This is a genomic window from Fictibacillus solisalsi (assembly GCF_900103485.1).
GTDB lineage: Bacteria > Bacillota > Bacilli > Bacillales > Fictibacillaceae > Fictibacillus_C > Fictibacillus_C solisalsi.
In genome coordinates this window covers 2,960,826-2,981,735 of the sequence record NZ_FNHW01000001.1, presented here as the reverse complement: position 1 = coordinate 2,981,735, position 20,910 = coordinate 2,960,826, and the positions used below count along the sequence as shown (strand labels likewise).

Here is a 20,910-nt window from a genome sequence, read left to right as displayed (position 1 = left end):
GAGGGGACAAAAGGTGATAAACCTGCCTAAATCAGTGGACATACTCGAATCAGGGCCGAGGGACGGAATACAAAACGAAACAACGTTTATACCGACGGCAAAAAAACTGGAGCTCATTAATGCTTTGTCTGAAACCGGGCTTAAAAGAATTGAAGCAACATCCTTTGTTTCTCCTAAACATGTACCTCAAATGGCAGACGCCACAGAGGTATATCAAAACATGATGAAGAAAAATGACATTCAATATTTGGCTCTTATCCCTAATCTGAGGGGGTTTGAACTGGCGAAGAAGGCCGGCGTAAGAGAAATTGCTTTGGTAGCAGGAGCGAGCGAAACATTTAATAAGAACAACGTCAGGATGTCTGTGGAAGAATCTTTGCGTCAGCTTTCCATTGTTAATGAGACTGCAAAGGAAGAGGGAATGTTTGTGCGTTTTAGTATTGCCACCTCTTTTTTCTGTCCATATGAGGGTCTTGTGTCACAGGAAACTGTATTAGCCATGGTAAAAGAACTGGAAGAAATGAAAGTTAATGAAATTGTCTTGTGTGATACGATTGGCCGCGCCAATCCGAAACAGGTTTATGAACTTTTTTCCAGAGTTTTGGATCAAGGACCTACAGCAAAAATTACCGCTCATCTTCATGATACATACGGCTTATCAAAGGCGAATTCCCTGGCAGCCCTTCATGCTGGCGTGTCATCATTCGATACAGCTATTGGCGGATTGGGAGGATGCCCATTTGCTCCTGGAGCAGCGGGCAATGATTCCACAGAGGACTTTGTCTTCATGCTTCATGAGATGGGAATCCAAACAGGTGTTCATTTTGAAAAATTAATGGACTGTGTAAAATTGGTCAAATCAATGACAAAGCGTTCATTGACGGGTCATTTACAGCAGATCACTAATAAAGGGCATGTACAGACGGTTTCATAAGTCGTCCCGAAGTGTAATCGCTTTCCATTTTAGAAAATAAGGAGGTTAGGCATGGCTATTTTAGGTTTTCTTATGATTGCAACATTTCTTTACCTTGTAATGACCAAGAAGGTGTCTGTTTTAATCGCCTTCGCACTCGTCCCTATTGTGTTTGGTTTGATTGGCGGATTCAGGCTTGAAATGGGAGAAATGATGCTTGAAGGCGTTCAGAAAGTAACGCCTACTGGAATTATGATTGGATTTTCCATCTTGTACTTTGGATTGATGATTGACCGGGGGCTATTTGACCCCATGATCGCAAAATTAATTCAACTTACCAAAGGAGATCCTCTCAAAATTGTAATGGCCACGGCAGTTATCACTTTAATTGTGGCACTGGATGGAGATGGTTCTGCCACATTTATGATCACGATTACTGCATTGCTTCCAATTTATAAGAAGCTTGGGATGAACCCTCTAATCTTAGCCAGTACGGTTGCACTTGGGGCAGGAGTGATGAACATCATTCCATGGGGTGGACCGCTTGCCAGAGCCATGGTTTCCCTGGATGCTTCGTCATCACAATTGTTTAATCCCATCATCATTCCGATGCTTTCGGGCATGATCTGGGTCGTATTTGTTTCTTATGTTCTTGGTAAGAAAGAGCGTAAACGGTTGGGCATTGTACAGTGGTCCGGGAGAAGTGCAGCTGAAGAGACAGCTGCTTCATTGGAAGCCCCGTCAGCGGTTCTTCCCAAAATGTTCTGGTTTAATTTCATTCTTACAGCAGTATTGGTCACCGTACTCATTATGGACATTATGCCTGTCCCCGTGTTGTTTATTCTTGCCTTCGCTCTCGCCTTAATTGTTAATTTTCCAGATGTTAAAAAACAAAACGAACAAATTGCAACTCATGCTAAAAGTATGGTTATGGTTTGTTTTACCATATTTGCAGCGGGGATCTTTACAGGAGTTCTTTCTGGAACCAAAATGCTGGATTCAATGGCCGTGTCTTTTGTATCTTTGATCCCGGAATGGATGGGCCCGCATTTGCCGGCATTAATCGCTGTGATCAGTATGCCGCTCAGTTTGGTGTTTTCTCCTGATGCCTTTTATTATGGTGTTCTTCCTATTGTGAGTAAATCGGCAGCTTCTTTCGGCATCGATCCTTTGGAAATAGGAAGAGCAGCCCTGTTAGGCAATGCAACAACCGGTTTCCCGTTAAGCCCAATGAACCCCTCCATTTTTGTACTTCTCGGTTTATGTAAGGTGGAATTGGGTGATCTTCAAAAAAGTATTTTCTTATGGGCATTTGGAACCACCATCGTTATGACTGTAGTGGCGCTTCTTACCGGTGCCATCTCTCTGTAAAGAATAGGAAAGGAGGCATACAAATGCTGCCGCTGCAAGGAATTACAGTTGTTTCTCTTGAACAGGCCGTTGCTGCACCTTTTGCGTCCAGGCAGTTGGCTGATCTCGGTGCAAGGGTGATTAAAGTGGAAAGGCCGGGAACCGGAGATTTTGCCCGTCAGTATGACCGGACGGTAAAAGGTCTTTCCAGTCATTTTGTCTGGCTTAATCGGTCCAAGGAATCGATTGCTATAGACTTACAAACTTCTGAGGGACGGGATATTCTGGACAAACTTCTCGCGGAGGCGGATGTTTTTATCCAGAACCTGAAGCCGGGGGCTGTCGACCGGCTGGGGTTCGGTGCCAGTGTGCTGAAGGAAAAATATCCTCATCTGATTATCTGCGGCATCTCCGGATATGGGTCTGATGGACCTTACAAAGATAAAAAAGCATATGATCTTTTAATCCAATGTGAAACAGGAGTCGTTTCAATAACCGGAACAGACGAAACACCCTCCAAATCAGGGATATCTATTGCCGACATAGCAGCAGGCATGTACGCCTATTCAGGAATATTAACGGCCTTGCTTTCGCGTTTCAGGACGGGCAAAGGAACCGTGCTTGAGGTATCCATGCTCGAGGCACTTGGGGAATGGATGGGGTATCCTCTCTATTATACAGAGTATGGAGGACATGAACCGGAGCGAACAGGTGCAAGCCATGCCACGATTTTTCCTTATGGGCCTTTTTTGGCAGGAGATGGAAAGTTCATCTTCCTGGCCGTTCAAAATGAACGGGAATGGGCAAAGTTTTGTGACTTTGTGCTGGAGGATCAGGATTTAAAAGACAATGAGAACTTTCATAGCAATGAAAAACGGCTGTCAAACAAAACAGAGCTGCAACAACTGATCTCTAAGGTGTTTCACAATCTCACTTCGGAAGAAATCGTAACCAGGCTGGAGAAAGCTGAAATAGCGAACGCGTATTTAAATACCATAAAACAATTTATTGAGCACCCTCAATTAGCTTTTCGAGACCGCTGGAAAGAGATAGGTTCACCAGCAGGACCGCTGAAAGCTCTTATTCCGCCAGTTACGTTTGCTGATATGAAGCCAGTTATGGGTCCCATTCCAGCTGTCGGGGAACATACAGATACCATTTTAAGAGAATTCGGTATGGCAGTTGAAATGGGAAAAAGGTGAGGTGAAGAATATGGAACAATCCTTTTCATGGATGTTTGTTCCGGGATCGGATGAAAAGAAGTTAATGAAGGCAGTCTCACTGCATGCAGATGTTCTTATATACGATTTGGAGGACTCTGTCTCTCCACATGAAAAAAAAGCGGCTCGAACCCATGTGAAAAGAACGATTGAACATGCCGGCCGAGTGAATTATGTAAGGATAAATAGCTTTGATTCTGATTATTTTCAGGAAGATGTTATTGATATGATACACAATAACCTTACCGGGATTGTATTGCCGAAAGCAGAAAACACAAAACAAATTGCGTTACTGGACAGAATGATCAGCGAGTTGGAAGAGGAACGAAAGATTGATACTGGAACAATCAAAATTGTTCCTATCATTGAAACAGGCTGTGGTCTGTACAACGCATATAAAATTGCTTCAGCCAGCCGGCGAGTCGAGCGTCTCGCATTTGGTTCCATGGATTTTGCATTGGATATTGGGGCCCATTTAACCAAGGAAGGGACGGAATTATTATATGCGCGTTCGCAACTGGTTGTTGTATCAAGAGCAGCTGGTTTGAAGGCGCCAATTGATACGGTTTTTGCTGATATAAAAGATCCGGATGGCTTTATAAAGGAGGCCAGAGCCAGCAAAGGCTTGGGTTTTCAAGGAAAACTGCTCATACATCCTTCCCAAATTGAGCTTCTCAGCCAAGTCTATGCACCGACGGAAGCAGAAATCGCTCATGCCAAACGGCTGATTCAAGCGTTTGAAACCTCTGTTTTAAAGGGAGAGGGTGTACTGCAGCTGGATGGTAAAATGGTCGACTTGCCCATTGTGGACAAAGCAAAAAAAATGCTGGCTGCTGTTGAAACTCATTCATGATAATCAACTAAACATGGTAAAGGTGAGGAGAAAAAAGCATGAAAGCCATACGAATAGGCGGGGGTGCAGGATATGCCGGTGATCGGATTGAGCCTGCACTGGACTTAATGGAAAAGGGGAACCTTGACTATATCATTTTTGAATGTTTAGCTGAACGGACCATTGCACTGGCCCAAAAAGAAAAACAAAAAAATCCTTCAAAAGGCTACAACCCGCTTTTGGAATACAGAATGGAAAAGGTGCTTCCATTATGTGTTTCAAAGGGCTGCAAAGTGATCACCAATATGGGAGCTGCAAACCCGGTTGGTGCTGCCAGAGCAGTCAAAGAAATGGCCTTAAAAATGGGCCTTCAGAACCTGAAAATAGCGGCAGTTACCGGAGATGATGTTTTTTTAAACATAGAGCAATACCTGGATTCAACCATAATGGAAACAGGAAAGCCGTTAAGAGAACGCTATCCTGACATTATTTCTGCCAATGCTTATATAGGAGCTGAGGGGATCGCCAGGGCTTTAAAGGAAGGTGCCCATATTATTATTACGGGGAGAGCATCCGATCCTTCATTGACGGTCGCCCCGCTGATCCATGAATTCGGCTGGGAATGGACCGACTATGAACGTTTGGGACAAGCTACTGCAGCCGGTCACCTCCTTGAATGCGGAGCGCAAGTTACAGGAGGCTATTTTGCTGAACCTGGCTATAAGGATGTACCTGAACTGTGGAATGCGGGTTTCCCAATTTCAGAATTCAGTGAGAATGGCGATTTTACAGTAAGCAAGCTTGATGAAGCAGGAGGATTGATTTCAAAAGCTACAGTAAAAGAACAACTGCTTTACGAAATTCATGATCCCGAAAATTATTTAACACCAGATGTTGTTGCAGATTTCTCACAAGCAACAGTGGAAGAAATTAGTGCAAACAACATAATCATAAAAGGAATTTCAGGTAAACAAAAGAGCAGCTACTATAAAACGAGTGTTGGCTATCAGGATGGGTATATTGTGGAAGCAGAAATTAGTTATGGCGGTTCAGGATGTATGAACCGTGCAAGGCTCGCAGAGGAAATCGTTAGAAAAAGAATAGCGTACACGGACCTTTCGTATGAAGAATTACAAACGGATTTTATTGGAACCTCCTCCTTGTACGGAGAGCAGACATCCACGAATCTCATCCCTGAGGTTCGTTTGCGTGTGGCTGCAAGGTGTGAAGAAAGAAAAGAGGCCATGGCAATCGGGCAAGAAGTTGAGGCGTTATATACCAATGGCCCAGCAGGGGGCGGGGGTGTCCGTGTACATGTGGAAGAAGTCATTTCAATAGCTTCCATTCTAATACCAGAGGCGAATGTACGGGTAGATGTTGTATTTGAGGAGTTGTAAGGATGAAGTTAAAAGAACTGGCCCACTCCCGCACCGGGGATAAAGGAAATATTTCAAACGTTTCTTTAATCGTCTATCATTTAGAAGATTACGAGCGTCTCAGGCAAGCCGTTACAGCAGAAAGGGTAAAAAATCATTTCAAAGATATTGTAAAAGGAGAAGTAATCCGTTATGAGCTTCCTAAAATGGGAGCGATGAATTTTGTGATGCAGGAAGCCTTAGGGGGAGGGGTAACCCGGTCCCTTTCACTCGACCGGCATGGAAAAAGCTTAAGTTCTTATTTATTGGAAATGGAAATCAGTTTGGAAAGCTGACGCGAGGTGGATTTTAAGGTGCCTTTAAGTCCATCTCTTATTTTTTGAAAAATCAAAAATAACGGAAAATGAGTGAAAAATTAGGATGCTATCTTAATTCTTTTGGATTATCAACCTTGGTCTTGCTGACAGAGCTTGTTGCAGATGAAAATGTTATAGATTGCAAGGAACACTATTTTTTGTCGGGAAAAGAATTAAAGCTTGAGAAGCCGGTGCTGTCTATAACAAGGGTCAGTGACACTGAATACATGATTGAAACGAAAACGCTGGCCAAGCAGGTTTGGCTTTCCACGGAAATCGAGGGTGTGTTCTCTGATAACTATTTTGATTTGATTCCTGGAAGACCAAAGAGGATTCAATTTTTCGAGCGGAAAGATGGAGCGCTTGTCACTGGGGTGACAGGGAGCATGGACGCTCGGTCCATGTATGATTTTATGAAAAGGTAAATAGGGCTGACCCGGGCGCTGTAAAAGGCTTTTGGGTCAGTTTTTTCATGGGTCTATGATATAATGAGTAAAAATTTAGAAAATTTAGAACCTGGAGGGATAGATTCTTGAATGTACCAATGCTGTTGCCTCAATTTTTGGATCGTGCTGTTAAGGTTTATGGAAAGAAAGCAGCGATTGTAGGGGAAAAACGAACGTATACATACAGAGAGATCAACGACCGGGTTAATCAGCTGTCACGCGGATTGCAGGAAGCGGGGATTAACAAGGGTGACCGTGTGGCCTATCTGGCACCGAATACATCCGAGATGTATGAAGGGTTCTATGGAGTGCTTCAGCTGGGAGCGGTTATGGTGCCTCTGAACACACGCCTGAAGCCAGAGGATTATTTGTATATCCTCAATCACAGTGGCACAAGAGTATTATTTGTTGATGATGAGCTCCTTCAGCTTATCCAACCGGTTCTTAATGAGTTAACTACTGTAGAAGCGGTTTTCGTCCATGGTTTGGAAGAGGATCAGGATGCCTTGAGATCGTATGAAAAATGGCTCAGCAGTTTTGAATCAGATCCCGTTGATCGGCCGGATATGGATGAAAATGATCTGGCCACACTGCTTTACACGAGTGGAACGACAGGCAAACCGAAAGGGGTTATGCTCTCACACCGCAGCAATTTTATGCATGCGCTTACAACACAGCATCACCTGCGTGTATCGGATCATGATGTCCTGCTGCATGTATTGCCAATGTTTCATGTGAATGGCTGGGGCTCGCCTTTTTATTACACGGCAAACGGTGCTACTCAAGTGTTCTTGAAAAAGGTAGTGCCGGCTGATATTTTTCAAAAGGTAAAAGAGAACAGTGTCACGGTTATGCATATGGCGCCAACGGTTTTAAACGGACTGCTTCAGTATGCCGAACAGCAGGCTGAGGAAGCCAAAACAAAACAAAATATCCGAATTGTGATTGCGGGTTCCGCGCCGCCTCCAGTGTTTGTTAAAGCGGTGGAAGAAAAGCTGAAGTGGGAATTCATTCAGGTCTACGGCATGACAGAAGCTGCTCCGCTGATCACCACCTCGATTATCCGGGACACCCAGCAGGATATGTCTCCGGAAGAAAAGTATCGGCTTAAAGCCAAGGCCGGCTATGAGTTTATTGGCAGCGAAGTGAAGGTGGTCAATGAAAACGGTGAAGAAGTAACACCGAACGGAAAAGAGATTGGTGAAATCATTGTTCGCAGCAACACGGTGATGGAAGGGTACTGGAATAACCCGGAAGAGACCCATAAGGCGATTCGCGATGGATTTTATCATACAGGCGATATGGCGTTCGTTGATGAGGAAGGAAACATCGAGATCGCCGACCGTAAAAAGGATATTATTATCTCAGGTGGTGAAAATATTTCATCGATTGAAGTGGAAGCGGTGCTGTATGATCACCCGGCTGTAGTTGAAGCAGCGGTGATTGCCGTACCGCACGATAAGTGGGGAGAAACTCCTCAGGCTGTTGTTGTGCTCAGGGAGGGATATGTGGTGAGTGAAGATGAACTCATTACTTTTGCGCGAAGCCGGATGGCCCATTTTAAGGCACCGACGATCATTAAGTTTGTCGATGACCTTCCAAAGACCGCATCCGGCAAAATCCAGAAGGTTCATCTCAGAAAAGCTTACTGGGAGAATAAAGGAAAGCTGGTAAACTAGTTTTGCAGAGAGAGCCGGGCTTGCCTGGCCTCTTTTTGGTTTGGTGTTTTATGAAAATGATGTGATATGCAACTGTTTTTTGTCGAACCGCAACGAATGGGCACATTTCCGCAACCAACAGTCGCACACCTCCACAGCCCCCGAAAAACGTAAAAAAGGCAGCTGAACGTGTCAGCTGCCTGCTTCCTTAAGCAATTTTTGTTTGGCCGTATAGGCGATATGAAAGTATTTGCTCGCTTTTTTGTCATTTGAGACAATGTAAAACTCGGAGGCGAGCATTTCCGCATAATCCTGCACATAACCCCATAACTGCATGGATTCGAAATAGGTAAGAGCATCAGATGCTGTTTTTTCAAGCTGTTCTGCGGTAGCCGAATGATTGCAGTCGCTAAGAATGGAAAAGTGATGAATATATTCTTCGTTTTGTGCATCCCGTGCGATTTTTAAGCCAAGTGTAATCCACTCATTGGCCAGTTCAAAATTTCTTAGCTTTACTTGTTCACGGGCAATCAGATAGGTGGTTTTATAATCTGTGCTTTTCTCTTCAAATGCCTCGCTTAAGTGAGCGAGCGCTTTTTCGGAGTAGTTTTGCTCTGCATACAGCATTCCCAGATTATATCGGATTTTCAGTTCAAACGGTTCTTTTTTCAGTGTGCTGGAACGAAGGATGTCGAGCGCAGAAAGAAAATGATCTTCAGCTTCTCTGAATTGTTTTAACGAAGTGGAGGCCAGGCCAATGACATTTTCGCTGCCGGCAAGCTTTACTTCGTAACCGGGCTTGTCCTCAAAATACTCTTTGGCTTTAAGGGCATGACGGACAGCAAGCAGAGGCTGGCGTATATGATAATAAAAGGTGGCGACTTTATAGTTGAACTCCGCTTTTTCAATGTCATCCGTAAAAAGGTTTAAACGTTTTTCAGCGAGCTGGTAGTGAAGCTTAGCTTCGAGATAATTTCCGGTTTCTGTGGCATAAATGGCTTTGAAAAAGTGAAAGTAATAGGATAAAAAGTCATCGGTTTCTCTTTTTTGCCCTTCATTCATATGGTTCAGAGTATACCTGGCCTCCCATAAATCGTCGATCAGCAGTTGATACCTGAAGCATAATAAAGAGTAATAGATAAAAAGAGTCTGGGTAGGATCAATCTCCATGTTTTCAATCTTTTCGTCGATTTCCAGCTTGAGTCTGCGGGATTCTACGAGGTTTTGTGAAAGAATTTCACGGTACCAGCTGTTTAGCAGCTGAATCATCTGATCCGTACTCGTCAACTCTACTTCCATAACATTCGCCCCACCTTTTTGCATAAATTTACATTTTAACACAATCTTAGCATATCGTGCTTTTTGACGATTGAGTCAATTGTCGCAATTGATAGAAAAATTACCCGTTCCTTTTCTCCTACTTTTTAAGCCAAATAAAAAAGGGAAGGAGATCTCTCTCTCTTCCCTGGATGCTATGTGAATGTCTGGGTGTGCACAAGTGCAACCTTCTGGTTACCCAATCGTTGTAGAAAATGTTTTCCCGTGTTCAGCATTCGGTACGGCTGAGTGTTCCGCGATATAGCCACCAATCAATAAAGCGCCAGCTATTGCAATACCAACAAGAGCACCTGTCATTTTCTTCATATTGACACCCCTTAAAATATTTTTAGTTTTCAGTCTGCTGAAGCTACAAGATGTCAGACCCCCCTGACCTCCTTCCTTCAACAAGGTTTTACAATTTACAACAATAATAGCAAATATTAATAGGATAAGTGTGGGTAATTCGCTTCAATTTTCTAAAAAAATACACTGGTCTTATTTACTAATTTTTCCCTGAATGAAAAGATCCCCCGCACAAAGTTAGCAGGGGATCTCGTTTTTGGGTTATTTCTTTTCAAGCTCTTCCAATTCCATATGAGTTTGCGGAAAGCCGTTAGCCTGCCAGTCCGACCTGTAGGCAGAATCAAGCTGTGTTAATCCTTTTTCCTCAGGATCTTTGTTTGCATCCACGCTTTCCATTCTGTCAACCCGCAGGCTTCTTTTGTGATCCACGTCCGGCAAAACATTTGGTGAGCGTTTTTTTAACCGGTAGGAGTTAATGGCAAGTGCGGCACTTGTAGACAGTGCTGATCCTATCAATATGTTTCTGGTTGAGCTTTTCATAATTTACCTCCATCAGCTAAGTTAAGTGATCTATACTCTTTTATACCCGTTTTCTGTGTAAACCCATCATTTTTTATTCTCAGCAAGGTAATGCTCGACTTTGTTAACACCACCGCCAAATAGACGTTTTCCTGTTCCGGTGTAGGTGTATCCGAAATCATCTTTTTGTTTGTAATGATTAACGGCCTTGTCCAGATCATGAAAGATTCTGTGCAAGTAAAGCAAGGCTGTTTTGTCCTTCTCTTTGGATACGATTTCAGCCAGTTTTCTGGCATTCTGGAAATCCTTGTTTACCGTTTTATTTTTCACCATAACAGAATGGAGTTCATTCACCAGTTCAAGGGCGTGAGTTTGCTGATCCGCCCAGTTGATTGCTTTATCTTTGTCATAGCAAAGCGTTTTATTGTAGTACTGATGGGTGGAAGCGATCAGTGTGCTATAAGGCACCTCCCCTCCGGGTTCTGTGGCTTCGACCTCTTCGGTTACAGAAGCTGTTGACAAGTAATACCATCCCAGTCCGGCCAGGCTGACGAAAAGCACGGCAGCCAATATGAAAAGCTTCCTATGGTCCTTTATAATCGTCAAACACTCACTTCCCTCGATTTTTTTGATTTCCAACTTTTGTGTAACTTTTATTGGTTTTGATCGACTAATAAGGTGTAATCCAATTTTCACGGTGATAAAAAGAGAGGGGTCTTAAAAATGAAAAAAATGATTGCTTCTGTTTTAACTGCTTCTGCATTGCTTATGGGAGTTCCTTCTGTGGCCGGTGCCCAGACTGCCCCCGATTACTCCATATTTCAACTGCCAAAGTCAGGAGTTTTGAAATCCGGTGACCACGGAGAAAACGTAAAAATCCTTCAATGGGCATTAAATAAAGTGATGAATGCCGGATTGAAAGCAGACGGAATCTTTGGTTCAAAAACAAAGAAAGCTGTCATTGCCTTTCAAAAGAGCGCAAAATTGGTGCCGGATGGAATCTATGGGAAAAAAACGCATGCTGCTCTATCTGAAAAAGTAAACTCTTACGGCTTTCCGGAAATCGTGTTAAAGGAAGGCAGCAAGGGGAACGCGGTAAAAATTCTTCAAAAAGCACTGAATGAAATTGGATCTTCACTCAGTGTGGACGGCATTTATGGCCCGAAAACGAAAGCGGCGGTCCTCAAGTTTCAAAAGAAATATCCAGAGCTGAAGGATACAGGTGTTTTTGATGCTCCTACACGAATTCTCCTGGATAAAGTACTGCACGACTAATCTAGCGTTTGGGCAGCCGAAAAAGCTTGCAGCTATAGTTACTAGTCTGCAAGCTTTTCTTTCTCTTTACTTGGTTACGAGCACTGGACATTCCGCTTCTGATAACACCTGTTGGCTTACACTGCCAAGGACCATACGCTTCAGTCCGCTCAGGCCCCGGCTCCCCATGACGATTAAGTCAATATCATGAACTTTTGCATAGTCACAAATGGACCGTGCTGCTTCTCCTTCTAGAATTTCAGTTTTTACATGATCTGTATAGTGTAATGCTGTGTTTCTTGCTTCCTCCAAAAGCTCCTCGCCGTGTCCTTTTTCGGAAGTGGCGGCGTCCCTTACTTCCTGCTCGATTGATCCCTTGTAGGCTGCCATTGTAAACCCTTCCCCATAAAGCGGGTAGGCGGGTTCAGCCAAGACATGGGCGAGCGTCAACTCGCTTCCTGTGCTTTTTGCCAGTTCTGCTCCATATTGCAGGGCTTGCTGACTTCCATCCGAGCCGTCAAGCGCGATCAAAACTTTTCCGTATTTCACCTGACTCTCCTCCTTTGCAAAATACCGGCGGGCCGAGATGTTCCTGTATTTATCCCATAGCCTGTTTTGGGTTTTCCTAAACAAAAAAGGAAAGAGCTGGTCCTAACCGTGGACTTGCTCTTTCCTTTTTTTATCCTTTTCCAGAATCCAGAGTGCCATTTGAAGGGCAAAGGCATCCTTGAACTTCCTGGGATCATACCCGGTTTCTTCTTTTATTTTGTTGAGTCTGTAGATGAGTGTATTCCGGTGAATGTGGAGGCTGTCTGCGGTTTGCTGCAAATTCAGATGGTGATCTAAAAAGCATTGCAGTGTACCGGCTAATGAAAGCACAGAGTTTAGCAATACACGGCGTGAAAGCCTGGCAGCTGCCACAGGATTCAACTGATGGATCAGTGCCTGGGCTTCGAGCTTTGCGAACGAGAGTACCTCCTCTTGCGGATCACCAATTTCAAGAGCAAGGATGCAATCTTCATACGATTGTTGAAATAATTCCAGAGTTGTAAACGGGGTGCTGGAGGCCATTCGGAATTTGAAATGGTTGAATTTCAATACCTGCAGGACCGCCTCTCGCTTCTTTTTTCCTTCGTATTCTTTTTGATAGGAAAAGGCTATACACAACCGTTTGGTATGAACAAATCCTGCCAGGCAATGATTGGATCCTGCTGCTTTTTCAAGCTGCTGTATAAGCACCGAACGGGACAAGGATTGGCCTTCATCCAGTTCAATAACAAGTGTCTGGAGGATGGGGGGCAGCTCAATCTTCAGAAGGGCAAGCCGCCGGAGAACATGCTCGATAGACGGCTGTTCGCTAAGCAAGTCCTCGATAATCATATCCTTTGTCCGCTGCTGCCATTCCGTCTGGGTGGTCATATACGACTGTTTCACCATGAGCTCTGTGGTCATTTTCACCAGTCCGGCTACATCCTTTATTTCTTTGGGGTTACCGGTGATGCCGATGACCCCGACAATTTGCTGGTCAAAGACAATAGGCAGATTAATCCCTGGCTGGGCGCCTCTCCATTTTCCCTCATGATCCATAGGAACAGTAAAAGTCTGTTCGCTTCGCAGCACTTCCAGAGCACCCTCATGAATATGATAGAGGCGCGATGAATCACAAGAAGCGATGATGATGCCCTTGCTGCTCATAATATTCACATTGCGGTTTAGCCGGGCAGAGGTTTCTTTTACAATCATTTCCGCGATTTCCGTCGTTAGCATGATGTTCTCCTTTAGTTACTTTCTACAAAAAATCATAAAAATTAAAAGTGATTTATAGAGGTTTTAACCATAGATTTATAATATTCAGACAAGTATACTATAGTCAATCACAAAATGAAAGCGTTTTCTGAGGAGGTTCAGGGTTGAAGATTGTTATTGCGCCAGACTCATATAAAGGAAGTTTATCGGCAATGGAAGCAGCAGCAGCGATCGAACGCGGGGTAAAGAAGGCGGACCCTTCAATTGAAACAGTCCTTGTGCCGGCCGCTGACGGCGGAGAAGGAACCATGGACACACTAGTTGCTGCGACTGCCGGTGAGAAAAAAGAAGTGAAGGTAACCGGTCCGCTGGGACAAGAGGTTGTCGCATCCTATGGCGTATTGGGCGGTACCCGCATGTGTGTGATCGAAATGGCTGAAGCTTCAGGGCTTTGCTTGCTTACACCAGAGGAACTTAATCCGCTGGCCTCTACCACTTACGGGGCTGGGCAACTGATCAAACAGGCACTGGATGATGGATTCCGCTCCTTTATTCTCGCTATTGGCGGGTCAGCCACCAATGATGGCGGTGCAGGTATGCTCCAGGCGCTTGGTATGAAGCTGTTGGACAAAAATGGAGCCGGCATCGGACCGGGGGGCGGAGAGCTTAGCCATCTGGAGGTTATTGATGACACAGAATTTGATCGGAGAATCAAGGACAGTACCTTCCTCATTGCGTCGGATGTCGAGAATCCGCTTGTAGGGAGAACCGGTGCCTCAGCCGTTTTTGGCCCGCAAAAGGGAGCAACAGCAGATATGGTAAGCGTGCTGGATCAAAACCTTTTTCATTGGGCGGATAAAGTGGAAGAACTAACAGGAACAAGATTGCATGACCTGCCAGGAGCCGGGGCAGCGGGCGGAATCGGAGGAGCATTTCAGGCCTTTTTTTCCGCTCAGATGAAGCGTGGCGTTGATATCGTGACGGAGTATGCAGGCCTCCCTAAAGCTCTTGATGGTGCTGATCTGGTCATAACGGGAGAAGGCAGGGTCGATTTTCAAACGGCCTCCGGAAAGACGCCGATGGGCGTAGCGCAGAAGGCAAAAGAAAAGGACGTTCCAACCGTTATCCTTGCCGGCTCGGTCGGTGATGGCGTGGACATTCTTTATCAATATGGCATTATCAGCATCACGAGCATCATTCAGCAGCCACTAACCCTTCGAGAAGCAATGGAACAATCATCCCAATTGCTGGAGTATAGTGCAGAACAGGTTGTACGAACGTTTATTTATGATAAACCAACAAGCGAAAGCGAGGTTCTACACTATGAAACTTAAACAAACGATTGAAAAAGTACCTGGAGGACTAATGGTCGTTCCATTGCTATTCGGGGCGTTACTGAATACTATTGACCAGCTTCATTTGAAGCCGGTGATGAATTTCTTAAAATCGCTTGGAGTTGCTAAAACAGAAGAGGGCTACTACGAATTTTTGCGTATAGGAGGCTTCTCTCAGGAACTATTTAAAGACAGTGCGCTCGTTTTGATTGCCCTCTTCCTGTTTTGTGCGGGAAGCCAGATGAACTTGCGGGTTGGAGGAGCAGCACTGAAAAAAGGGATCATGCTAACCACTTCGAAGTATTTAACGGGGTTGGCCGTCGGTTTGCTCTTTGGCTATTTTTTCGATCCGATGGACGGGCTGTTCGGACTTTCTACACTGGCGATTATTGCGGCCATGACGAATGGAAACGGCGGAATGTATGCGGCCCTTACCGGCCAGTACGGGAACCGTTCCGATGTAGGGGCGGTGGCGGTGCTTTCACTGAATGACGGGCCGTTTTTTACACTCATGTCACTTGGACTGCTGGGGTCAAGCTTTCCGATCATAGCCTTTATTGCCGTACTGCTGCCGATTGCCATCGGAATGATCCTCGGAAACCTGGATGAAGATATCCGGGATTTCCTGAAAGCGGGAGAAATCCTGCCTGTACCGTTTTTCGCCTTTGCTCTTGGAGCCGGAATGAATCTTGCAAGCTTCTTCAATCCATCCGTGGTTACAGCGGGTTTGACCATTGGATTCATGACCACGATTTTAACGGCATTTACGGGAATCCTTGTATTTAAATTATTTAAAGAAAAGAGCTTCATTGCACCGGTATCGGAAGCATCCACGGCAGGAAATGCGGCAGGTACCCCTGCGGCCATTGCGGCAGCAGCCTCTGTTGCAGCCGGATCTGGAATGATGAGTGCTGCAGAAGCCCAATCCTACCAGGATATTGTAAACATTGCCACCGCACAAATTTCCATCGCCACACTGACAACGGCCATTTTATGTCCGATTGCGGTAATTCTTGTAGATAAATGGCAAAAGACGAGAGGAATTGACGGCAAGCTGGAGAAGTTTGAATTGGAAGGCAGGGACCAAAAAGAGAGAAGCGCACCTCCAACTTCAGCGTAATGGACAGTTAAAAAAGGAGAGAACAATATATGGAGACAACTTTGTTATACGGAAAAGAAGGGCTGAAACTGAATCTTCCTGAAAACTCGTTTGTTGTGGAACCGAGCAACCTTCCGGGAGTTGAGAACAAAGAGCAGGCGGTTTTGAATGCGTTGAGGCATCCGATCGGTGCACCTTCACTAAAGGAAAGTGTCAAGGCAACAGACAAAGTAGCGATTGTAATCAGCGATATTACAAGACCGACACCAAATGACGTGCTTGTTCCTCTGCTTATTGAGGAACTGGATCACGTGCCTCTTGAAAACTTTGTAATCATCAACGGGACAGGGACTCACCGCGACCAGACTGAGGAAGAGTTTGTGCAAATGCTCGGCCAGTGGGTCGTCGACCATATCAAGATTGTCAATAATCACTGTCATGACCTGGATTCACTCGTCAACGTGGGAAGAAGCAAGTTCGGCTGCGACGTCTATTTGAATAAGGACTATGTGGAAGCGGATTTCCGCATTGTTACGGGATTCATTGAACCCCACTTTTTTGCCGGATTTTCGGGCGGCCCAAAAGGCATCATGCCTGGCATTGCCGGTATAGAAACCATTATGACCTTTCATAATGCACGAATGATTGGGGATCCGCGCTCCACCTGGGGCAACATGGAGGATAACCCGGTTCAGGAGATGACACGGGAAATCAATGCGATGTGCAAGCCGCATTTTATGCTGAACGTGACGCTGAACCGGGAAAAGGAAATTACCAATGTATTCGCCGGCGAGCTGTATGAGGCCCATGACAAAGGCTGTGCGTTTGCCAAGGAACATGCCATGATCCGCTGCAAGGAGCGGTTTGACGTGGTAATCACCTCCAACTCCGGTTATCCGCTTGACCAAAATTTGTATCAAGCGGTTAAAGGAATGAGTGCGGCTCACAAGATTGTTAAAGAGGGAGGGTCGATCATCGTTGCCTCCGAATGCTCCGACGGTCTGCCGGACCACGGGAATTACTCGAAAATTTTTCAATTCGCCGAAACACCTCAGGAGCTGCTGGATCTGATCAACGATCCCGAATTTAAAATGTTCGATCAGTGGCAGGTTCAAAAGCAGGCAGTTACCCAGGTGTGGGCGGATGTTTATGTGTATTCGAAGCTGACCGATGAGCAGGTGAAGGGAGCCATCCTGATGCCGACCCATGACATTGAGAAGACATTGGAAGAGTTAAAAGAGAAATACGGACCTGAGATGACCATAGCGGTGCTTCCACTCGGGCCGCTAACCATTCCTTATGTGGAAGAACGGAGGGGTTCTGTTGTTGGATAAGTATGAAAAGCTGCAGGAGATTTTACGTGAAATGAAAACCGTTGTGGTCGCCTTTTCCGGAGGGGTGGACAGCACTTTTCTGCTGAAAGTCGCGATTGATACGCTTGGAAAGGAAAACGTGCTGGCGGTCACCGCAGACAGTGAGACCTATCCGTTTGAGGAACTGCAGGAGGCAAAACGGTACGCAGCGATGCTTGGCGCACGCCATGAAGTTATAGAGACATCAGAGCTCAGTATTCCCGGCTATTCAGAAAATACCTCCAACCGCTGTTACTTTTGCAAGAAGAGTTTGTTTGAGCATCTGATCCCGATCATGCATGAATATCACTACGAAAATATTGCGTTTGGCCTTATAGCTGATGACATGGGAGAACACCGGCCGGGAACGAAAGCGGCAAGAGAGTACAATGTGCGGGGGCCGATCCAGGAGGCTGGTTTGTTCAAAAGTGAAATACGTGAGCTTTCTCAGCAGATGGGGCTTCCTACGTGGGATAAGCCCTCCTTTGCCTGCCTTTCATCAAGAATTGCTTATGGAGAAGAAATTACCATCGAGAAGCTGAGAAAAGTAGACCGTTCCGAACAGGCCATTCGTGCCATCGGCATCCGTCAGGTACGGGTCCGTACGCATGGGGACATTGCCAGAATTGAAGTAGAACCTGGCGAAATGAAAATGCTTCTTGAACATCACGGAGAAATTACAAAGCAGCTGCAGGAGTTTGGCTACAGCTATGTAACAATGGATTTGACCGGCTATAAAAGCGGCAGTATGAACAAAGTGCTGGCAGAAACCAAAACAACGTAGAGAAGGAGATTTCATGAAAAAATTCGAAGACCTCGGCTTCAGCAAGGTGGACCTGGACCGCGAGAAGCGTACCGGTTATCCTGAAGTCATCTATGGAGAAGGAAAAACAGCAGATCAGATTAAAAAAATCATGGAAACCCTGATTGAGACCCATGGAAAAGCTATGGTTACCCGACTTTCCAAAGAGAAGGCAGAAGTGCTGCTCGCCGTATATCCTGATGCAGACTATCACGACGTTTCCAGAATACTTTTATACGGGCTTCCGCGTGATAAATACGGCGGAGATGTCATGGTTGTCGCGGCAGGCACCTCCGACCTTCCTGTAGCAGAGGAAGCGGCCATTACTGCTGATTGGATGGGCTGCAAAGTCAACCGGCTGTATGATGTTGGGGTAGCGGGCATTGACCGGCTGCTGGCCTATCGGGAAGACATCACAAAAGCAAGCGTGCTGATCGTTGTAGCCGGTATGGAAGGAGCTCTGCCGAGTGTGATCGGAGGCATGGTTCAGCGTCCGGTTATTGCGGTGCCAACTTCTGTGGGATATGGTGCTCATTTACAGGGTCTTACTCCACTTCTCGCCATGCTCACCTCCTGTGCGTCCGGAATGAGTGTCGTGAATATCGATAATGGATTTGGTGCGGCCTATCAGGCGGCTCTTATTTTAAAACTCGCAAATGAGGGGGTTGCCAATGAAACAGCTTTATCTTGATTGCCAGTACGGCATTTCCGGTGATATGACACTCGCTGCGCTTTTTGACCTTGGCGCTGATCTTTCCTACGTAACAGAGCAGCTGAAGCAGCTTCCGATTGATTCGTTTCACATGGATACAAAGAAAGTCGATAAGAGAGGGATTTCAGCGAACCTGCTTGATCTCCAGTTTAAGGAAGCGGAACTGGCAGGTACCGCACATGTCCAAGAAGAGGGCCACAGCCATACCCATGACCACGGCCACTCGCATGACCATCACCATCATCATCATCATGACCACGGCCACTCGCATGAACATCATCACCATCACGATCATGAGCATGAACATGAACATCATCACCACCATGACCATGTTCATCGAAAAGCATCAATGATTTTGGAAATGATTGACACAAGTGAGCTTCCTGTTCGGGTAAAGGAACGGAGCCGGCATGTATTTGAAGTTATCGCCGAAGCGGAGGGTAAGATTCACGGAATGGATCCAAAAGAGGTTCATTTTCATGAGGTGGGCGCCATGGATTCTATTATCGATGTGATCGGAGTATGCCTGGCGCTCGAAGATTTGCAGGTTGATAGAATTATAGCCTCACCAGTCCCGACGGGCTATGGCAAGGTGAAAATGGCGCATGGGCTCTATCCCATCCCGGCCCCCGCGACGGCCGAGATTCTTAAAGGAGTGCCGCTTGAAGCTTTCCATGTAAAAGGCGAACTGACCACACCAACAGGAGCAGGCTTCTTAAAGGCGCTTGCTGACAACTATGGCTACATGCCGCCTTTTGTCATCGAGAAAATCGGATATGGAGCAGGACAAAAGGACTTTGAGCATCCGAATGTGCTGAGAGCAATCCTTTTTGAAGAGAAAGCGAAGTAGAAAAGCATGGGAGAGAGCGGAACAGCGATCTCCCGTGCATTTTACTGTCCAAATTCAGAGATTTACTTTCCAATTTACTTCAAATACCAGTAAAATCATCCAACACTTTTGTATTAAAAATAGTAAAATGCAACTATTTTCAGAAAAATAAAAAAACGGATTGACATCCTTCGACCAGATATACTATGATATTCTCAGTTAAACAGAACACGGTTTTATATTATAAAACAACCCGGACATTGCATCTCCAGAAAACAATTATCATTTCTGTAAGGAAGGCAGTGTCTTTTGTTTGTGAATGTAACAGAACGGAGTTTTATAATGTAAAACTGTCAGTCCTCCGCTATTCTACTTTTCTATTTTTTTGCGGCACGATGGTAACGCTTTCAAAATGACGAAAAAGGTAAACGAAAGGGTGGTTAGGGTGAAGGTGAAAAAAAGTTTGGGTATTTTAATGGGCATCATGCTGATGCTTTCCCTGATCCTGTCAGGATGCGGCAGCAAATCGACTTCCTCGTCGGGCGAAAAGACAAAGACAATAAAGATCGCCAATTATTTCGCCAAGGATCATCCACAGAATGTGGCACTGCGTGAGAAATTCAAGCCCATGGTTGAAAAGGAATCCGGCGGCACGCTGAAAGTTCAGATTTATGACAACAGCACACTCGGTGCCGAAAAGGAATTTTACGACGGTGTCCGAAACGGTACGATCGAAATGGGGATTCCCGGACTGATCATGCAGTCCGATATTGAAAAAATGGCGGTTCCGGAATGGCCGTTCCTTTTCAAAGATTATGAACATGTCAAAAAAGTGCTCAACGGACCCATAGGCAAAGAGCTGACTGAGGATCTTGAAAAGAAGCATGGTGTTAAACCGCTTGCCTGGAGTGCGAATGGATTCCGGATGTTCTCGAGTAACAAACCTGTAAAAACCATGAAGGATTTCGATGGCTTGCGAATGAGAATGCCCAACATACCAAACTACATACAACTCGGTAAGCTGCTTGGCATGAATGTGACACCAATGCCGATCTCTGAAGTATTCTCAGCATTGGAACAGAAAGTTGTGGACGGGCAGGACAACCCGATTGCTACTCTCCGTGCTTCCGGCTGGTATGAGGTTCAAAGCGATGTTTTGGAATCCAATCATATGTTCAGCCCAAATATTTACATCATAAACAGCAAGTTCTATAACAGTCTCTCCAAAAAACAGCAAAGTGTAATTGAAAAGGCATCTAAGGAAGCGGCTGATTACGAGTTTGATCTGATGGAAAAAAGCTATGAAACGGATAAAAAGTTTTTGACCAAAAAGGGCGTGAAGTTCCATACACCGGATGGAGCGTTTGAGAAGAAAATGGAAGAAGCGTCAAAACCTATGTATGACGATTTTTATAAGAAGTATGACTGGGCAGAAGAGCTGGTCAAGAAGGTAAAGGCTGAGCAGTAAGCAATGACAATTGCATGAAGA

The 20,910-nt window shown here is 45.3% G+C and carries 22 protein-coding genes; 16 read left to right on the top strand and 6 right to left on the bottom strand.

The window, feature by feature from the left end; translation table 11 throughout:
- Positions 1-13 precede the first annotated feature (13 nt).
- The 8 genes from BLT53_RS15135 to BLT53_RS15100 all read left to right on the top strand — a co-directional run bounded on the left by BLT53_RS15135 (position 14) and on the right by BLT53_RS15100 (position 8,172).
- Complete coding sequence (locus BLT53_RS15135; RefSeq protein ID WP_170834365.1) at positions 14-934, top strand: hydroxymethylglutaryl-CoA lyase; 921 nt, start codon at positions 14-16, stop codon at positions 932-934.
- Between the two features lie 51 nt (positions 935-985).
- On the top strand, positions 986-2,284 hold the full coding sequence (locus BLT53_RS15130) for a CitMHS family transporter (protein ID WP_090235970.1): 1,299 nt from the start codon (positions 986-988) through the stop codon (positions 2,282-2,284).
- A gap of 23 nt (positions 2,285-2,307) precedes the next feature.
- Positions 2,308-3,465, top strand: a complete 1,158-nt coding sequence (locus BLT53_RS15125; RefSeq protein WP_090235968.1) for a CaiB/BaiF CoA transferase family protein — start codon at positions 2,308-2,310, stop codon at positions 3,463-3,465.
- 10 nt (positions 3,466-3,475) lie between these two features.
- Complete coding sequence (locus BLT53_RS15120; protein WP_139168413.1) at positions 3,476-4,336, top strand: HpcH/HpaI aldolase/citrate lyase family protein; 861 nt, start codon at positions 3,476-3,478, stop codon at positions 4,334-4,336.
- A gap of 38 nt (positions 4,337-4,374) precedes the next feature.
- Complete coding sequence (locus tag BLT53_RS15115) at positions 4,375-5,712, top strand: acyclic terpene utilization AtuA family protein (RefSeq protein WP_090235965.1); 1,338 nt, start codon at positions 4,375-4,377, stop codon at positions 5,710-5,712.
- A gap of 2 nt (positions 5,713-5,714) precedes the next feature.
- Positions 5,715-6,026, top strand: coding sequence for an AtuA-related protein (locus BLT53_RS15110; protein ID WP_090235964.1), 312 nt, complete (start codon positions 5,715-5,717; stop codon positions 6,024-6,026).
- A 68-nt stretch (positions 6,027-6,094) separates the two neighbouring features.
- Complete coding sequence (locus tag BLT53_RS15105) at positions 6,095-6,472, top strand: glycoside hydrolase family 2 protein (protein ID WP_139168412.1); 378 nt, start codon at positions 6,095-6,097, stop codon at positions 6,470-6,472.
- A 107-nt stretch (positions 6,473-6,579) separates the two neighbouring features.
- Complete coding sequence (locus tag BLT53_RS15100) at positions 6,580-8,172, top strand: long-chain-fatty-acid--CoA ligase (protein ID WP_090235962.1); 1,593 nt, start codon at positions 6,580-6,582, stop codon at positions 8,170-8,172.
- A 171-nt stretch (positions 8,173-8,343) separates the two neighbouring features.
- On the opposite strand, the gene BLT53_RS15095 is transcribed toward BLT53_RS15100, so the two are convergent.
- The 4 genes from BLT53_RS15095 to BLT53_RS15085 form a co-directional block, all read right to left on the bottom strand.
- The gene (locus tag BLT53_RS15095) at positions 8,344-9,450 is read right to left on the bottom strand and encodes a response regulator aspartate phosphatase (protein ID WP_090235961.1); all 1,107 of its coding nucleotides are present in this window, start codon (positions 9,448-9,450) and stop codon (positions 8,344-8,346) included.
- A 213-nt stretch (positions 9,451-9,663) separates the two neighbouring features.
- Complete coding sequence (locus tag BLT53_RS25640; RefSeq protein WP_280138806.1) at positions 9,664-9,795, bottom strand: hypothetical protein; 132 nt, start codon at positions 9,793-9,795, stop codon at positions 9,664-9,666.
- Between the two features lie 240 nt (positions 9,796-10,035).
- Positions 10,036-10,314 (bottom strand): hypothetical protein, encoded by a 279-nt coding sequence (locus tag BLT53_RS15090; RefSeq protein ID WP_090235959.1) that lies wholly within the window; start codon positions 10,312-10,314, stop codon positions 10,036-10,038.
- A gap of 66 nt (positions 10,315-10,380) precedes the next feature.
- Entirely contained in the window at positions 10,381-10,863 is a 483-nt protein-coding gene (locus BLT53_RS15085) for a hypothetical protein (RefSeq protein WP_090235958.1), read from the bottom strand.
- A gap of 153 nt (positions 10,864-11,016) precedes the next feature.
- Between BLT53_RS15085 and BLT53_RS15080 the strand changes: the two genes are divergently transcribed.
- Entirely contained in the window at positions 11,017-11,568 is a 552-nt protein-coding gene (locus tag BLT53_RS15080) for a peptidoglycan-binding domain-containing protein (protein ID WP_090235956.1), read from the top strand.
- 66 nt (positions 11,569-11,634) lie between these two features.
- On the opposite strand, the gene BLT53_RS15075 is transcribed toward BLT53_RS15080, so the two are convergent.
- Positions 11,635-12,096 carry a universal stress protein gene (locus tag BLT53_RS15075; RefSeq protein ID WP_170834364.1) on the bottom strand — a complete coding sequence of 154 codons (462 nt, stop codon included), beginning with the start codon at positions 12,094-12,096 and terminating at the stop codon, positions 11,635-11,637.
- A gap of 102 nt (positions 12,097-12,198) precedes the next feature.
- On the bottom strand, positions 12,199-13,314 hold the full coding sequence (locus tag BLT53_RS15070; protein ID WP_090235953.1) for a CdaR family transcriptional regulator: 1,116 nt from the start codon (positions 13,312-13,314) through the stop codon (positions 12,199-12,201).
- A gap of 143 nt (positions 13,315-13,457) precedes the next feature.
- Between BLT53_RS15070 and BLT53_RS15065 the strand changes: the two genes are divergently transcribed.
- The 7 genes from BLT53_RS15065 (at position 13,458) to BLT53_RS15035 (ending at position 20,889) form a co-directional block, all read left to right on the top strand.
- Complete coding sequence (locus tag BLT53_RS15065; protein WP_090235952.1) at positions 13,458-14,627, top strand: glycerate kinase; 1,170 nt, start codon at positions 13,458-13,460, stop codon at positions 14,625-14,627.
- Positions 14,617-15,747, top strand: a complete 1,131-nt coding sequence (locus BLT53_RS15060; RefSeq protein ID WP_090235950.1) for a 2-keto-3-deoxygluconate permease — start codon at positions 14,617-14,619, stop codon at positions 15,745-15,747. The genes BLT53_RS15065 and BLT53_RS15060 overlap by 11 nt, the downstream gene beginning before the upstream one ends.
- A gap of 29 nt (positions 15,748-15,776) precedes the next feature.
- On the top strand, positions 15,777-17,060 hold the full coding sequence (larA, locus tag BLT53_RS15055) for a nickel-dependent lactate racemase (RefSeq protein WP_090235949.1): 1,284 nt from the start codon (positions 15,777-15,779) through the stop codon (positions 17,058-17,060).
- On the top strand, positions 17,026-17,862 hold the full coding sequence (gene larE / locus BLT53_RS15050) for an ATP-dependent sacrificial sulfur transferase LarE (protein WP_425284688.1): 837 nt from the start codon (positions 17,026-17,028) through the stop codon (positions 17,860-17,862). The genes larA and larE overlap by 35 nt, the downstream gene beginning before the upstream one ends.
- 13 nt (positions 17,863-17,875) lie before the next feature.
- Positions 17,876-18,571 carry a nickel pincer cofactor biosynthesis protein LarB gene (larB, locus tag BLT53_RS15045; RefSeq protein ID WP_090235948.1) on the top strand — a complete coding sequence of 232 codons (696 nt, stop codon included), beginning with the start codon at positions 17,876-17,878 and terminating at the stop codon, positions 18,569-18,571.
- Complete coding sequence (gene larC / locus BLT53_RS15040) at positions 18,552-19,442, top strand: nickel pincer cofactor biosynthesis protein LarC (protein ID WP_090235946.1); 891 nt, start codon at positions 18,552-18,554, stop codon at positions 19,440-19,442. Before larB ends, larC begins: the two co-directional genes overlap by 20 nt.
- A gap of 469 nt (positions 19,443-19,911) precedes the next feature.
- Positions 19,912-20,889 (top strand): TRAP transporter substrate-binding protein, encoded by a 978-nt coding sequence (locus BLT53_RS15035; RefSeq protein WP_425284705.1) that lies wholly within the window; start codon positions 19,912-19,914, stop codon positions 20,887-20,889.
- The last annotated feature ends 21 nt before the right edge of the window (positions 20,890-20,910 follow it).